This is a genomic window from Chitinophaga skermanii, from assembly GCF_003259335.1.
Taxonomy (GTDB): Bacteria; Bacteroidota; Bacteroidia; order Chitinophagales; family Chitinophagaceae; genus Chitinophaga; species Chitinophaga skermanii.
In genome coordinates, this window is record NZ_QLLL01000015.1 from 48,807 (window position 1) to 64,501 (window position 15,695).

The 15,695-nt window shown below is 43.8% G+C and carries 9 protein-coding genes; 2 read left to right on the forward strand and 7 right to left on the reverse strand.

Annotated elements, in window-relative coordinates; all coding sequences use genetic code 11:
- Positions 1-69: 69 nt before the first annotated feature.
- Entirely contained in the window at positions 70-873 is an 804-nt protein-coding gene (locus tag LX64_RS25040) for a penicillin-binding transpeptidase domain-containing protein (RefSeq protein WP_111600445.1), read from the forward strand.
- Between the two features lie 147 nt (positions 874-1,020).
- Here LX64_RS25040 and LX64_RS25045 read toward each other — a convergent pair whose 3' ends face one another.
- The 5 genes from LX64_RS25045 to LX64_RS25065 all read right to left on the reverse strand — a co-directional run bounded on the left by LX64_RS25045 (position 1,021) and on the right by LX64_RS25065 (position 7,063).
- Positions 1,021-2,919 carry a M1 family metallopeptidase gene (locus LX64_RS25045; RefSeq protein WP_111600446.1) on the reverse strand — a complete coding sequence of 633 codons (1,899 nt, stop codon included), beginning with the start codon at positions 2,917-2,919 and terminating at the stop codon, positions 1,021-1,023.
- 65 nt (positions 2,920-2,984) lie between these two features.
- Positions 2,985-4,112, reverse strand: coding sequence for a helix-turn-helix domain-containing protein (locus LX64_RS25050; RefSeq protein ID WP_111600447.1), 1,128 nt, complete (start codon positions 4,110-4,112; stop codon positions 2,985-2,987).
- 45 nt (positions 4,113-4,157) lie between these two features.
- Positions 4,158-5,597: a glycosyltransferase family 2 protein gene (locus tag LX64_RS25055; protein WP_111600448.1), complete on the reverse strand. Its 1,440-nt coding sequence runs from the start codon at positions 5,595-5,597 to the stop codon at positions 4,158-4,160.
- The gene (locus tag LX64_RS25060) at positions 5,594-6,676 is read right to left on the reverse strand and encodes a HEAT repeat domain-containing protein (RefSeq protein ID WP_111600449.1); all 1,083 of its coding nucleotides are present in this window, start codon (positions 6,674-6,676) and stop codon (positions 5,594-5,596) included. Before LX64_RS25060 ends, LX64_RS25055 begins: the two co-directional genes overlap by 4 nt.
- A 24-nt stretch (positions 6,677-6,700) precedes the next feature.
- Positions 6,701-7,063 (reverse strand): response regulator transcription factor, encoded by a 363-nt coding sequence (locus tag LX64_RS25065; protein ID WP_111600450.1) that lies wholly within the window; start codon positions 7,061-7,063, stop codon positions 6,701-6,703.
- A 242-nt stretch (positions 7,064-7,305) separates the two neighbouring features.
- On the opposite strand from LX64_RS25065, the gene LX64_RS25070 reads away from it, so the two are divergent.
- Positions 7,306-8,562 carry a YaiO family outer membrane beta-barrel protein gene (locus tag LX64_RS25070; protein WP_111600451.1) on the forward strand — a complete coding sequence of 419 codons (1,257 nt, stop codon included), beginning with the start codon at positions 7,306-7,308 and terminating at the stop codon, positions 8,560-8,562.
- Positions 8,563-8,968: 406 nt separating this feature from the next.
- Here LX64_RS25070 and LX64_RS25075 read toward each other — a convergent pair whose 3' ends face one another.
- Entirely contained in the window at positions 8,969-10,987 is a 2,019-nt protein-coding gene (locus tag LX64_RS25075; RefSeq protein WP_148707466.1) for an LTA synthase family protein, read from the reverse strand.
- A gap of 15 nt (positions 10,988-11,002) precedes the next feature.
- Positions 11,003-15,367, reverse strand: coding sequence for a PAS domain S-box protein (locus LX64_RS25080; RefSeq protein WP_211324896.1), 4,365 nt, complete (start codon positions 15,365-15,367; stop codon positions 11,003-11,005).
- Positions 15,368-15,695 lie beyond the last annotated feature (328 nt).

Here is a 15,695-nt window from a genome sequence, read left to right on the forward strand (position 1 = left end):
TATTTTTTATGTTATCATGCAAGTATTTCTTTGTAAAACAGCGCGTAAGATGTACTATTTTTAAACACCATGAAACCATTCTTTTTCTCCATTTGCTTATTGACTACGCTGGCTGCCCATGCTCAATCCTTCCAGGTAAAAGATTTACTGGCAGCTGCCCATGTAGAAGGCAGCGTTACCATTTACAATGTGCAAAACAACACTTGGTATATGAGCGATTCGCTCGATGCCATACGTACCACGCAACCCGCATCAACTTTCAAAATCATCAACCTCCTCATTGCTTTAGAAACCGGTGTGATCAACAATTTGGATGATGTGATGCCTTGGGTAGGCAGCACCGACACGGTGAAGTACGGTTACCGCCCCGATATCTATAAAAACATGACAATTCGCGAAGCCTTCCAAGTTTCGGCCGGTTGGGTGTTTATTGAATTAGCGAAAAAGGTAGGCAGAAAAAAATACATACACTATTTGCAAGCTGCAGGATATGGGAACAATAACCTAACCGAGCAGGGCGACGATTTCTGGAATTTTGGCGCCTTTGGGATCAGCCCTAAAAACCAGGTCGAATTCATAACCAAAGTATACCGCGAGCAAGCGTTGCCTTTCCAAAAAAAGTACATCACCCTACTAAAAGAAGTGATGATCTCGGAACAAAACGAACAATTCACAACCCGCTCTAAAACCGGTTGGACACGTGTAGACGGCCAAAACATTGGCTGGTGGGTAGGTTATATCACCAGCGGCCAGCAAACGTACTGTTTTGCTACGCGGGTAACACGCCCACTAGCCCAAGGTTCAGCAGGCTTTAGTAATTGCCGTAAAAGCATCACCATGGAAGCATGTAAACGATTGGGATTTTTGCGGTAGGGGTTTATCATCGCTCACACTTGCATCAACAACAGTGGCGTCGCACCATGCTGGGTGGGTGGTATTATTAAGCTTCGGCCCAATAGTACTTTGCCCCCTAAAACGTGCGACGCAACTGCGGCTGCCTTCACTACAAAAGTCGACCTCCTATTCTATTCTCCCCTGCACATAAAACCAATCGGTATCTACTTTCAAGTGCTTGGCTTTAACGCCCGGCATCTCGATGCTTTGCCATTCTTTCGTAGGATGTAGGCGTACCTTTTTACCCTGGGCCACAACATCAACGGGATAATCGTACGATGGTACATCCACTTCCCATTTGAACGACAATACCCCGTTTTTGATGTTGTATACTAAAGTAGGCACGCGGGTATACCCAATATATTGTTCGAAAAACTGGGTATAATCCTTTTTCACGTATGCGTTGATGGCTTGGATTAGCATATCGCCGGTAATAGTTTGATACGCGAATTGTTGCTGTAAGTGGCGGAGGAGAGCAAAAAATTGTGTATCGTTTTGTAAAGTGCTGCGGAACGTGTGGAGTATAAGGGCGCCTTTGACGTAGAGGTCGTTGATATCGTCGTGAATATGATTCACGTTATATAGGCCACGGATGGGTTGTTTGTTCCGGGGTTTTTCTTTTCTACAATATTGCAACATGGCTTCGGTGCCTAGTTCAGCTTGCATACTCAACACTTCGGCATAAGAAGCAAAGGCCTCGTGTACCCAGAAGTCGGCCATATCGCGGATACTAATATTGTTCCCCCACCATTCATGTGCCACCTCGTGCCACACTAAATTGCGGAGGTTCGACGAATCACCCGTTTTCAAACTTTCAATGCTTACCGCGCTTTGATGCTCCATAGCGTGGGGCGACTCTATCAATTTAAATCCATCGCGGGGGAATGGATATGGCCCAAACCATTCCGTGTAGCGGGCCAACATAGGCTTGATACGGTTGAAGGTAATAGGCGCAAGTGCTTCGTGGGATTTCAAATAGTAAAAGTCGATCGACAAGCTATCTTCCCCTTGTACGAAGTAATCGCGTTGGTGAGCATAATCGCCTAGGTTAAAGGTAATGTTGTAATTATTGATGGGATAGGTTACCCGCCAAGTTGTTTGTTGCAGGGTACTATCAACCAGGTGTTGTGCCACCATCCGACCATTTGAAATAGTTTGCAAATTACGAGGTGCTGTGATTTTGATTTGCACAGAATCGGGTTCATCACTTAAATGGTCTTTATTGGGTAACCAAGTGCTGGCACCAGAACCCTGGCAAATAGCTTGCGACCACGACGCTTGGTTTTGATCGAAATACCACAACACGCCCCCATTCATAGGCTCGGCTAAGTTGGGTACTTGTGGCTGGCCCCCAAATTGAATATGCAATACTGCTTGCTCGCCAACTTGTAATTCTCTTGGCATGTCTACAAACACGGCATCGAACGCCCGGGTATATGGCAGGTGCTTCCCTTCGAATGTGATGGCATAAATATTCATTTCGTTGTACAAATCGACCTGCATGCGTTTGAAAGCTGCTACAGTTTTAAAATGAATATCGTTACTACCGTGCACGAAGCGTTGCTTGGGTTGCAAAGTAATATCTATATCGTAGTAGGTTACATCGTAGCAAGTACGCATGGGCGTAAGTTCGCCTCGAAGCGAGTCTATTCTTCCAAAGCCTTTCGATAGGCGGCCTTCGCGGCGTAATGGAGGTGCAGGTGCTTTATATTGCCAAATGCCTTTACCACCTGGGTCGGTAACAATCCATTGGCGAATGTCACCGGAGGATGTTCTACCCGGTTCTATGATCACTTTTGCGCCGAGGTCTTTTAGTTCATACTTCCCATCTTTCGTAGGCACAAGGTCGCGGAAAGTGCGCACAAAAACGGGTAAGTCGGCCACAAGTTTTTCTCCTTCTTTACGGATGATAATTTTGCGGGAGCTGTCGGTACTCAGCAGGAATACCCCGGTACCATCAGTAGATACTTGTGCAAAAGCGAGGAACGGGATGCAAAAAAAGAAGCTGGTTAGCCATGTTTTCATCTGGTGTTGTTTTTCTACAAACCACGTGAAAACGCGCTATAGTAGCTATTCAATTCACGAATTGACTACTCTTTTCCTGCTTTCAACCTCTCTTTTTCTATGTATTGCTTCGGCGTACAGCCTACAATTTGTTTAAAGGCCCTTTGGAAAGTTGCTTGGGAATTAAAACCACATTCGTAACCCATAGATGCAATAGTAAGATGTTGCATTTGGGGGTCGATTAACATGCTTTGCATATCGGCAACGCGGTACTCGTTAATCAATTCATTAAACCCTTTTTGCATGGCCTGGTTAATAACGGCCGACACTGTTTTGGGTGGAAATTGTATGGCTTCGCTTAAGGTGCTAAGATCCAGTTCGGGTGAGCGGTATAGCTTTTCGTGTTGCATGGCACGAAGTATCGCCGCCTTGCATTTTTCGATATCTACTGCCGAAACTTGTTCGAGTGCTTGGGAAGCTTGCTTTTGTTCTTTAACAACAATCACTTTCGTTCGCTGGAAACCCGCAAAAGCAACGTAATAAATGAAAAAGACTAATAAAATCTCTGCTAAATAATATTGCGTAGCTGCCGGTATCTTCCAGGTGTACGGAGCAATGATGGTCACCGGCCAAATGATACCCAGTATAAGCATGCATACCCACAAGGCTCGTAGCCATTTGTAAGTAGTGGTAAAAATTTCAGGAAGAATACCTGCACGACTTTCGTAATACCGTAATAAAGCTCGGCGACTCAACCACACGAATACAATGAAATATACAACCGATAATGGTTCGGCAATAATTGAATACCAATCATCCAGCACCAAAGGATGAACGCCGTTCGCATTCACCTTCACGAAGTAAAACAAGTAAGCAATCAGCGCAAGCCGAAGCATAAAGTTCAATCCTACAGGAAAAAATAACCAGCGTAACTGCTTCGATGGCTGTGGTTCAGAGAAAGACAAGATGTATAAATAGAAACAGGGCCCAATCCCAAAGATGCTTACAAATGTAAACCAATAGAAGAGGTTTGAATTGATATGCGCACTCCAGTTCACTGTTTCAAAACCGTTGTACGATAAAATCAGCATCATGCCCGCTAAGCTATATTGCTGCAAACGGTTGGTTGGCTTGCTAAAAAACAAATACAAACTCAACGCGAGCCCTTGCACGGCACCAAGTAATACTAAAAGGGAGAAAACATCTAGCGACATGGGTAATACGCAACAATTCGATTCCTTGGTAAATTAAGCAATTTTTTACTCCGCCGGCTTTGTTTCCGGGCGCTTAGAAAATCCTTTCCTGGTCATTTCACCCCAATTCTTCGATTTTCTAAAATAATCGATATACCCCCTAATGGCCGACCATACTACGAATGGGTGGAACAAGAAAGGTTCTGATAAGGCAGCCAGCACTAAGCGGCGTATTTCTTTTCTTTTATTATATTGGTTATAAGAAGTTACTTCCATGTAAATCGCGAAGATCGAATTCACGTACCCAAAAAGAATAATGAACACGAGGAATATGATAAACATATGCCAGTTAATCATCCCCATAAACACCATGATAAAGAATACCACCAAACCTATGAATTCCACCAAAGGCGCCATCATTTCAAAGAAGAACCAGTACGGGTAACTTACCACGCCCAGTAAATCGTAACGGGGGTTGAGGAACATGGTTTTATGTAAACGCAAGGTTTCTATGGTACCACGTGTCCAACGGTTACGTTGACGCATAAGAATTTTAGCAGAATCGGGCGCTTCCGTCCAACACAGCGGATCGGGAATATAGGTTACTTTATAGGGCACACCCAGTTCGCACATATACCTACGCATACGTACCACTAATTCCATATCCTCGCCTACCGTGTGCACGTTATATCCGCCACATTGAATAGCAATTTCTTTATCAAATGCACCAAAGGCGCCTGAAATTAATAATAAACCGTCGAGGCGGGCCCAGGCCATCCTACCTAAAAGGAAGGCACGAATATATTCCAAGGCCTGCATACATGCCCAGTAGTTTTCGGGCAGTTGCACCTTGGTAATACGGCCATCGGTTACCTCGCAGGAGTTGGCAATTCTGATTACACCGCCGGAGGCAATCACTTTCGCGTCTTGTTCCTCCATGAAGGGCTTCACCATTTTAAGGATGGCGTCTTGTTCGAGGATGCAATCTGCATCGATACAAATAATGTAATCGTTGCTAGCAATGTTGATACCTACGTTGAGGGCATCGGCTTTACCGCCATTTTCTTTGTCGACCACCACCAGTTTGTTATAGGCTGGGTGTTTTGTTTTATAAACACCGCGTACTTCTTTAGTAGGAATACGGCTGTTCACATAAAAGTCAACTTTCTCTAATTCGTATGCATCGATGAGGCGTTGCAAGGAGTCGTCCTTGGACCCGTCGTTAATCACTACCAGTTCAAGCCTATTGTAGTATAATGATAATAAGGAGCGAACGTTATCTACAATCGTGGCGCCTTCGTTATAAGCAGGAGCCAGTATGCTTACCGTGGGCGCATGTGGTGAAGCAGCGAGGATGCGGTAGTCTGTAAAATCGTTCTTGTGCAAGTACTTGCGCGTAGCCCCGATCGAGTTAAAACCGATTAAGATATAAAAAGATACAAGCGTAACGGAATACAAGAATATCCCGAACGCGAATAAGTAGATGAAAAACTCGGCGATACTCATCGGGCTATTTCACTTTTGATATGTAGATAAATTTGTTCGTAAGGTTCCGGTTGTTCCTGGCCTTTAGCGGCTAAGCGTTCCATCCCTGCCGGCCCTATATGGGCAATGGCACGGGCAGCTAACAACTTCGTATCGCCATCCCCGGTTTCATACACCTCTAATAAGAATGGTAATTCGTTGGTAGATGCAACATGGTATAAGCTGCGTAAGATGGTTTGCTTATTATTCTTGGTTTCGTTGTTATATCTTTCAATGATAGCCGAAGCAGAGGTTTCGTCGCCCATACGTACGAGTGCAATAATGGCTTGTTCCCGGATAGCTGGATGTTCGCTACCGAGGCATTTATATACGCAATCGAGTACTTGGAATTGCTGGTATTCGCCGGCTAGTTTCAAGGCAAACTGTACAACCATCGGGTTGCTCGATTGCAGCCAATTGGGCATGTCTTCGAAAATACCTGGTGGATCGAGGGGCCGTAATTGCTCCATCAGTTTAATCTGTTGCCAGTTGGTGATAGGGTGTGTGAGCGTGTTGAAGAAACGTAGGCCTTCAAATCCTTCGAATGCTAATATCGCCGTTTGTGCTTCGGTACGTACATACTCGTTGCTGCTGTTGGTATACGGGAACAATTCGTCTTGCATGTCCTTTTGTTCCATCATATACAATTCATAAATGCCTTTGGCTTTGAGGAACCATTGACGACTGTGGAAGTTGTCTAAAGAAATCTTCTTCAGTCCCAATTTTTCATACAGCCATACGGTATTCTGACCAGCGATGCCGATTAAGTTCTTTTTGGTATTAATGAGTTGGTCAACAGCATATTGCCTGCTATAAGCATTGCCGGGGGTATCGACTAAGGTAGGCGGGATCGACAATTGGGTATCTTCATTCAGATCTTCCAAAATCCATTCCCCAAGCCAGTTATCAAAAATCTCGTCGAGTTGTTTTTTGATCATCCATTTTTTCTTCCGGGCACGAAGGAAAATGAAAGTGAGTAAAATCATACACACCATCAGGCCGCCGAAGATATAAATGAAAATGATAAGCGCTTCCGGATCGATATATTGCTGGTTATTCAAAGGATTCCTGCGTGGTTATTTTGATTAAACTCTGCTCATTAATTTTTTCACACGGATAGAAAGTTCCGTTAAGCTAAAAGGCTTCGTGATGTATTCGTCGGCCCCTAGTTTAAAGGCTTCCTCTACAATGTTCTCTTGTCCCATTGTAGACAGTACAATCACTTTAATATCTTTCGAAGTGATGTTCTTCACTGTACTCACAATTTCCAAGCCAGAAGCCCCAGGTAGCATGATGTCTGTAATGACCATATCGGGCAGCATGGTATTAATGTTTTCAATAGCTGCTTTTCCTTCGGCGAGCGAAATGATCTCGTGGCCGTCTTTGGATAGTTTGATCTCAATGGTCTTACGAACTAGGTTATCGTCTTCGGCAATCAAAATTTTCATATGTACTTTAGGTGTATTGCGGTTTCGTGGTACACTACTTGCATTAAGTTACATTCAATTTAAACATTTTCCTGTAAAAACAATGCAGGTTATAAATCAAACGAAATACAAATTTCGTTTATAATTCTAAGAATACCATGGTTTTGAGGAAGAATGTTAGGGCAATTATTGCCACACATTCTATATTATGTAGTATCATTGTACTTTGAACCGACACAAAAAATACACCGTAGACTGTAGTTATGAGTCCTATCATTGAAACACAATACGCCAAAAGACTGCTTTTTATTTGCTTTTGTTTCGTTGCGTTACAAGTTCGCGCACAAGACAACCGTGGCTCGGATGAGTTATTTCAAGATGCCCGCAAAGCGGCCTTCGACCGCAAAGATTATCCTGCCGCAATTGCCCTCAGCAAACAAGCCTTAGCCCAAAGCCCGGATTATAGCGACATCCGCGTGTTTTTAGGCCGGGTTTACACTTGGAGTGACCAGTTGGATTCTGCCCGCGCGGCTTTTCAATATGTTATCAAAGCTCATCCCGAGTACGAGGATGCGTATGTAGGCATAGCCGATTTGGAATATTGGAACGATCGCCCGGCTGAAGCATTACGCTACGCGGAAACAGGTTTACAATACAATCCCAAATCCGAGGAGCTTTTACTCCGCAAAGCGAAAGCCTTGCTCAACTTAAAAAGATTACAAGACGCGGCCCTCGTAGCGAATCAAATCTTAGAGATCAATCCTAAGAATGCACAAGCACGCGCCGTGTTAATCAATATTAAAGACCAAGTACGAAAAAACAAGCTTGAAATAGGCTACGATTACACCTATTTCGACAAACGATTCGATCAACCTTGGCACTTAGGTACCATCGCTTATTCACGCCAAACTAAATATGGTTCTGTAACCGGCCGTGTAAACTATGCGAATAAATTCGGTGAAGGTGGATGGCAAGGTGAGATTGATGCATACCCGAGAATTAGCAATACGTTCTATGCGTATACAAGTGTTGGTTATAGCAATTCGGATATCTTCCCCCAGTACAGGGCAGGTTTCTCTTTGTATGCAAATTTGCCAAAGAGCTTCGAAGGTGAAGTAGGTTTCCGCTACTTGTATTTCTCTGATCCAACTTGGGTGTATACAGCGTCGATCGGTAAATATTATAAAAGCTTCTGGTTCAACTTCCGTACGTTTTTAACGCCGGGTGAAGGCAACTTATCAAAATCCTTCCAGTTAACATCCCGTTACTATACAGCGGGTGCCGATGATTTTATAGCCTTGGGAATTGGTACCGGTATTTCACCCGACGACCAACGAAATAACATCAACTACCACATCAATACAAACCTTATGACCTATAAAGCCATGGCTGAATACCGTCATACCATCTGGAAACAAATTATTTTAGGTGCCGGTATTACGTACTATTATGAAGAGTATCAACCAAGTACGTACGGTAACCAAATAAATTTTTCAATTTTCTTACAAAAAAGGTTTTAAAATATAAATAAAGGTATTATCTTGGTGGTCTACAAGTTCGGTTTTTCTCCGAATTGTAGGGGTTAACAAAAATTAGTAGCGCTCAAATTTTTTTGGGTGCTTTTTTTTTGCCCCTATATGAAGGTTACAATAAGCAATTACACCCACATAGGCAACTCTACACAACAAAAGGGTAACTACCCCATACCATCACTTCTTTTCAATTGGCCCCTCAGCCAAGTCTAGTCAAAGTCTTTTAAAGGGAAGTATAAGGCAAGTCAAAGGCTTTTGTATAAAAAACAAGCTTCAAGGTAGCTTTGCGACTTGTGCAGACTGTATTGTTCCATGCTATCTTATTGGCAAGAAAATACCCCATGCAGGCCTGTATTTCGACCTACACGGGGTATTATGTGGTTAGCCGGAAGCTCTACTTTGTATATTTATTCACGAGCGAGTCGGGCACTAATGTTTTGGCAGCATAGAACAACTTGTTTTTACGCAAGAACTCCTGGAAGCTACTTTGGAGGCGGTGTAGTTTTTCTTGGTCGTCCATGCGTTCTAAATCCATGTTAGGTAAAACGCGGTATACTTGGTCCTGGTTCAGCATCCAAGTACCTGATATAAAATCAACCAAGTCGTTCTTCGTTTGCATCAAAGGGTATTGATGCCTGTTACTGAACTCGCGGGTAGTGTCTAAACCTGTACCGATCCACGTGCTGAGGTTCGGTGCTTGGAAATTACCATGGCTCTTTAAATAGCTGGTTAAACTGGGTGTAATATCGAAATGACTAGATATTGAACTGAACTTTGCTGTACGTTGCAATAACGGAGAGTGCATTACGAGTAAAGTATGGTAACGATCGATTTTCGAGCGCATCGGGATTTCGGGTAAACGGTGGTCGCCCGTGATGAGGAAAATCGTGTTGTTGTAATCTGGTCGTTTCGCATATTCTTGGAAGAAATAGCGAACGGCATCATCCATGTATAACACGGAAGCATACACGTTTTTATACTCTTGGTGAGCAGCTAATTCGTCGCCTTTTAAACCCAATGCAGCGAACTTATCCGCTGTTAGTTTATCGTAGTAAGCTTGGTGGGGGATTTTAAACGGCGAGTGTGTAGATACAGTTAGCATCACATCTATGCGCGGCGCCCCGGTGGTTGGTGTTGCATCCAAGTATTTTTGGAACAACGATTTATCGGAATACCCCCAAGTAAAGCCACCACTATTAGCCGGCAACATTTCGTAGCCTTGGCCGAATTTGGATTTATCGATGATTTCACTAATTCCTTGGCTTCTTGCATAGGCATCCATCTGGTCGAAATCGGCGTCGCCAGCATATAAGAACCTTGTTTGGTAACCATTGAACTTCGCCAAGCTCCATAAGCTAATCGCTTTCGGGAAATTAGGCGCCATTTCGTTGAAACCATTTTTTGCAAAAGGTAATGAACCGGTAATCGTAGGCAACATGGCAAACGTTCTACCGCCACCGCTCAAGAAGTTTTCCCAATACAAACTCTTTTCCCCGAGGGAGTCGATAAACGGGGTGAAACTACCCAAGTAAGCATCCTTACCGGAGAAAGCACGGCCTAAACCTTCTATGACAATAATCACCACGTTGGGTAAAGGTTGCCCCTGTGCAGGCATAAAAGTAGTAAGTACATTTTCTTCGCCTGTATTGGTATGTAAAAAAGGATATTGTTTAGGATCTACAAAATCTCGGTCGTCGCCATTATCTCCTTCACCGGCCAACAGGCTATTATCTGGTGGTGCTGGGAAAAAGTAATTTTGGGTTTTAGCGATGAAGAAGCCTGCTTTATTTAAGGCTACATTCGACTCGAATTCAGAACCCAAGAAGGAATGTGTTAAGGGTTGAACGAAAGATACAAGTAGCATAAAGCTACAAATCAATCCAAACCAAAACCCTCGCCTATCGCCACCGATCTTCTTTCTATACAACAGCACCAACATACCCACTGTAACTAGGAACACGGCAATACCTTGGAAAACGGTCGCTTTAGAAAAACCACCTGCAGCGGCCCCTACTGTTTGTTCGATTTCTTTGGAAGAATACCCATATAAATCGGCACCCAGCGGCACCGTGGTTTGATGGAAGTAAATATCGAGTACGAAGGCGGCAATAGCATATATCGCAATAGTGAGGATAAACAATATATCCGCTACTACGCGGTTTACTAATAAGTACAATAATACAAAGGGTAATACTATCCAACGGGTAATACTAAAGAAGGTAAGTATATCCTCCCAGAGTGCAACCGGTAGCACTTGTACCCAATCTATTTTAGCTTTTCCGCTCCATTGAATGCTTAACAGGTCGATCCAATGCAAAAGAATAATCAAGGATAAAAACCCGATCGAGAATAATAAAAACCTGTTAAATGCCGGGATCCATTGATTCGGCTTTGTTAGCAACGACTTTCCCACTCCTATATTTAAAAATTATATTGACAATTTCTTGATCTGCTCCTCTACCATACTAAGCGCGATAGAAGAAGCCGCTTGTGTATCGGCCCACAGGCGCATGACGTGTGCTGTATCGAAAGCTTCGAGTGTATCGAACTCGCGGGCTAGCCCTGCCATGGTTTTCATTCCCACCATAGAGGTGGTGCCGAATAGTTTATGCCCCATCCGCTTCACACCTTCTAAGTTTTTCGTTTCAATCGACTCTTCGAGTGTTTGGAGGGATTTGGTGATTTCATTTACACTGAGTTCAAGTATTTCAGGGCTGATGTTATCTTCCCCGAGATACATGGTTAGCACATCCATGTTGAAGTGCTCACTAGGATTTTCAATAGGCATAGGTTTAATTTCTTGTATAATGGAAGCATTCAACCATTTTTTCAAAACGGCTATAATCGATTCTTCCACTACGGGTTTAGAAAGGAAATCATCCATCCCCGCTGCGAGGCACTTTTCTCTTTCTCCTTTAATGTTACCGGCCGTGAGGGCGATGATGGGGATATGTGGATAGTTATTATGTTGTTCCCATTCGCGGATCTTCTGCGTGGCTTCGTATCCATTCATTTCAGGGATTTGTACATCCATCAAGATCAAATCCGGCCGCTGTTGGAAAGTAAGCTTCACAGCATCTATCCCGTTTGTTACTTCAATAAGATCCACATTCGGTGCAAATTTTTTGAGGATGGTTTTAGTCAGCAACATATTCACTGCATTATCCTCTACCACCATTATTTGCGCCCTTAAATCACCACCCAATACATCTTGCATCGCGTTCTGTTGCAAGCCTTCTTCGATCGGCTTATACAGTCGTTGCAAGGTTTGGTACAACTCCCACATTTTAATCGGCTTCACCAAGCGATGACGTACGTGCAAGGTTTCGCAACCGCTGATAATGGTTTCGTCGTCGGAAGAACTATGTAACAGGATGATAGGCTTTTCTAGCCCATGATCGAAGAAGTTCTCCCGTACTTTACGAATTGTTTCCAACCCATCCATATACGGCATATGGTAATCTACCATCAACAAATCAAATTCCGTTCCGCTGGCCAATTGCTGAATAGCTTCTAAACCATTGCTGACGGTTGTAGATTGAATACCTTTCAACAATAGCATTTGTTTCAGAATCTCCCTATTGTGTAGATTATCGTCAACAATCAATACATGCTTTATCTCCTCTATCGGCGTCCACGCTTCCGCGTCGCCGGTTTCGGCCTTGCAAGTTACGTCGAAATAGAACGTACTTCCAACCCCCGGGGTACTCAGTAGTTGTAATTTACTTCCCATGAGGGCTAAAATCTTGTTGGAAATTGTTAACCCAATGCCTGTACCACCGTACTTCTTCGTAGTACTAGCGTCTTCCTGTGAGAAGGCTTCAAAGATTTTCGCCTGTTTCTCAGGTTTGATGCCAATACCTGTATCGCGTACTTCAAATCTTAATGCAATTTCCCCCTCAACTAAATCCGATAAGGCTTCAATCTTCAATTCAATCTCGCCCCTTTCCGTAAACTTGCTTGCATTGCCTAAGAGGTTTACGAGTACCTGTTTCAAGCGGAGCGCGTCTATATATATAAAACGAGGGAGGTCGGTGGCGATGTTCAGTAGTATCTCCACCCCTTTCTTCTGGGCTTGGTAAGCAATGATATCTGCTGCCTGGCTACCCATTTCAAATAAGTCGCAACGTTCTTCGTCCAGTTCAAATTTGCCGGCTTCAATTTTCGACAAATCCAAGATATCGTTGATGATGCTCAGCAATACATTCCCCGATTGGTTCACAATGGTAAGATATTGTTGTTGCGTTTCGGTGAGTTTCGTTTTCAATACCAAGTCGGTAAACCCAATCACGCCATTCAACGGTGTACGGATCTCGTGGCTCATATTGGCTAAGAATTCCGACTTGGCAACGCTTACTTGCTCGGCAATTTGCTTGGCATGTTTTAGTTCCTCGCGTTGTATAACAGATTCAGTAATATCCTGGGTGAACATCATAATACCACCAATCGTGTTGTCGAGTAAGAACCATGGGCGTACTTCCCAGCGGAGGTATTGGTTATGTTTCCAACCGGCAGGGCGCCACACTTCTTCATCCCGTTTCATCACAACTCCTTTCAGTACTTGCTGGTGAATATCCTTCCATTCATCCGAGATATTGGGGAAAACATCGTAGTGCGATTCGCCAATAATGTTACCACTTAAATGGTACTCTTCCATCCAGCGTTTGCTGGCAGCGATATAACAAAGTTTTTTATCGAACATGGCTACAGCGGCCGGGGCGTGCTCTACGAAAGAAAGCAAACGGGCGCGTTCACGGAGGAAGTCTTGTTCTGCTTTTTTGCGTTCGCTGATATCGGTAGCAATGCCAAGGTAACCAATTTGGTTATTGTCTACATCGCGGATGGGTGTAATAACAAGGGATACCGTTTTACGTTCACGGTGCTTCGTGATGAAGGTCCACTCCCCTTGCTCCGAGCCTTTTTGGTTCGGGATATAGGTCATGGCTTCGAACTCGTTCAACGTAATGTTGTATTCTTTTAACAGGGCTAGTTTTTTCTCTTCCACTTCTTGTGCGTCGTGGAGTTCCGGGATGAACTGTTTTCCGAGTAGTTCCGCGGCTTGGTAACCTAACAGGCGTTCTGCCCCGGAGTTGAACACGGTAATACGGCCTTCTAAATCAGTAGCAATGATGCTTACTTCAGAAGCGGCAGCTAATACTTCTCGCAAGAGCTTACGGGAGCGTTCTGCTTCTAATTCCGTTTTCTTACGATGATCTATATCTTGGAAGGTACCGTACATGCGGCGGGCCGTGCCGTTTTCCATATCGGCATGACCTTGTGTACGCACCCAAATTTCTCGTCCTTTTGCTGTAATAAGTTGTAATTCCAAGTCCCACGATTTACCATGGTTACGGGCTTGGTTAATAGCGCGGGTAATTTGCTGGTAGCTTTCACCTTTCTTGAAGAAGTTGATGGCGTTGGATAAGGTGGGAACGAACATGGGCGGTACTTCGTGGATTTCAGAAGTAACGGTTGTCCAGTATACCACATCCTTGGCCATATCAATCATCCAGCCACCAATACGTGCCATGTGATTGGTTAGTTCCAACATTTCCCGGGTACGTTCCAAGTCCTTTTCCAACTTGTGACGTTCGGAGATATCAATTGCGTTGGCGATTACATATGGTTCATCGTTGATGCCTTGCTCTACAATGTTGTTGTAAAGCCAAACAAGGCGAGAACCGTTTTTATGCACGGTGGTCATCTGGCCTTGCGACTTACCCACGGTTAGCATTTCGTGTAAGTAAGCACGTAAGCCGGTATGTTGCGTGGCGGGTACAATATCAAAAAGACTTTTCCCAAGCACCTCTTCAACCGTATATCCTAGCAAGGAAGCCCCGGCTTGGTTCACGGAAATGAAATTACCTTGTAGATCGTGGGTACACATTAACCCTTGTGAATGCTCGAAGAAAGCACGGAGTTTATCGTTCGTTATGCGAACTAACTCTTGTGCATGCTTCTCGGCGGTTACGTCGCGGCCGATCCCATAAATCAGTTCACCTGCTATATCTGGTGTAGTATCCCATTTGATATACGCGTATTCTCCCGACTTCTTCAAGTACCTACGTTCTATATTGGAAGTGGGTTGACTATCGCCTAGCTGTTGCATTTTCTCGATCACGCTATCCCGATCATCGGGATGTACGAAATCGACAATATGTTTGGCGAGTAATTCTTCCTTGCTCCAGCCTAATAGGCGACAAAAAGCAGGGTTAATTTCTTTAAAATATCCATCGAAACCTAGTACTACAATAATAGCATTAGAGAGTTCAAACAGTTGTTGGTAGTTACGAAAGGTTTCATTTTCTTTCCGCATAAGCACGAGCGCCACCACTTGGCCTGCGAGCAGTTTAAGGATTCTTCGTTGTTCGTCGTTGAGTTGATGAGGTTCTTTATCGATCACGCAAAGCGAGCCAATAGCGTAACCTTTCGGGTCTACTAACGGATAGCCGGCGTAGAATCTAATATGGTCGTCGCCGGTAACGGCTTCCATTTTGTTGAGGCGATCATCTTTTGTGGCATCTTGAATCTCGAGGAGTTCGTTATGAAGAATGGTGTATTGACAAAAGGAATCTTCTCTTGCCGTTTCAACAATATCCATCCCGATCTTGGCCTTGATCCATTGGCGGTTTTCATCGATGAGTGTAATCAGTGAGATAGGCACTTTACACACCGCGGAAGCAATTTGCACGATATTGTCAAATGCTTCCTCGTTCTCTGAATCCAACAGTTTGTAGCTTCGGAGGGCTTTTACCCGTTCTTTTTCGTTATGTGGAACTGGATTTTTGTTCATCATAGTACTTTAACGCGCCCGCGGATATGGTCATCCAAATCCCATTAAATCGGTTCTTGGCCGCGGTATTAGGCTAGCGCTATAGGTTAAAAATGTTGACTCATTTAAAATTAACGATCAATTTCCATACTCGGAAATCTATTTACGAGAAAACGAGCCTGTAGGTTTCCGGTTTTCGGCAAGGGTAAAATAAATAAACTTGTGCATATAACAACTGTATTAACCTGCTTATTTATCAACGAGTTGCAAAAAGCCTTCTTTGGGGCTACACCATCCCGCGCAGTAGATTGATTATGAAATAGTGTTGGAACATCCGTATTCCTTCAAT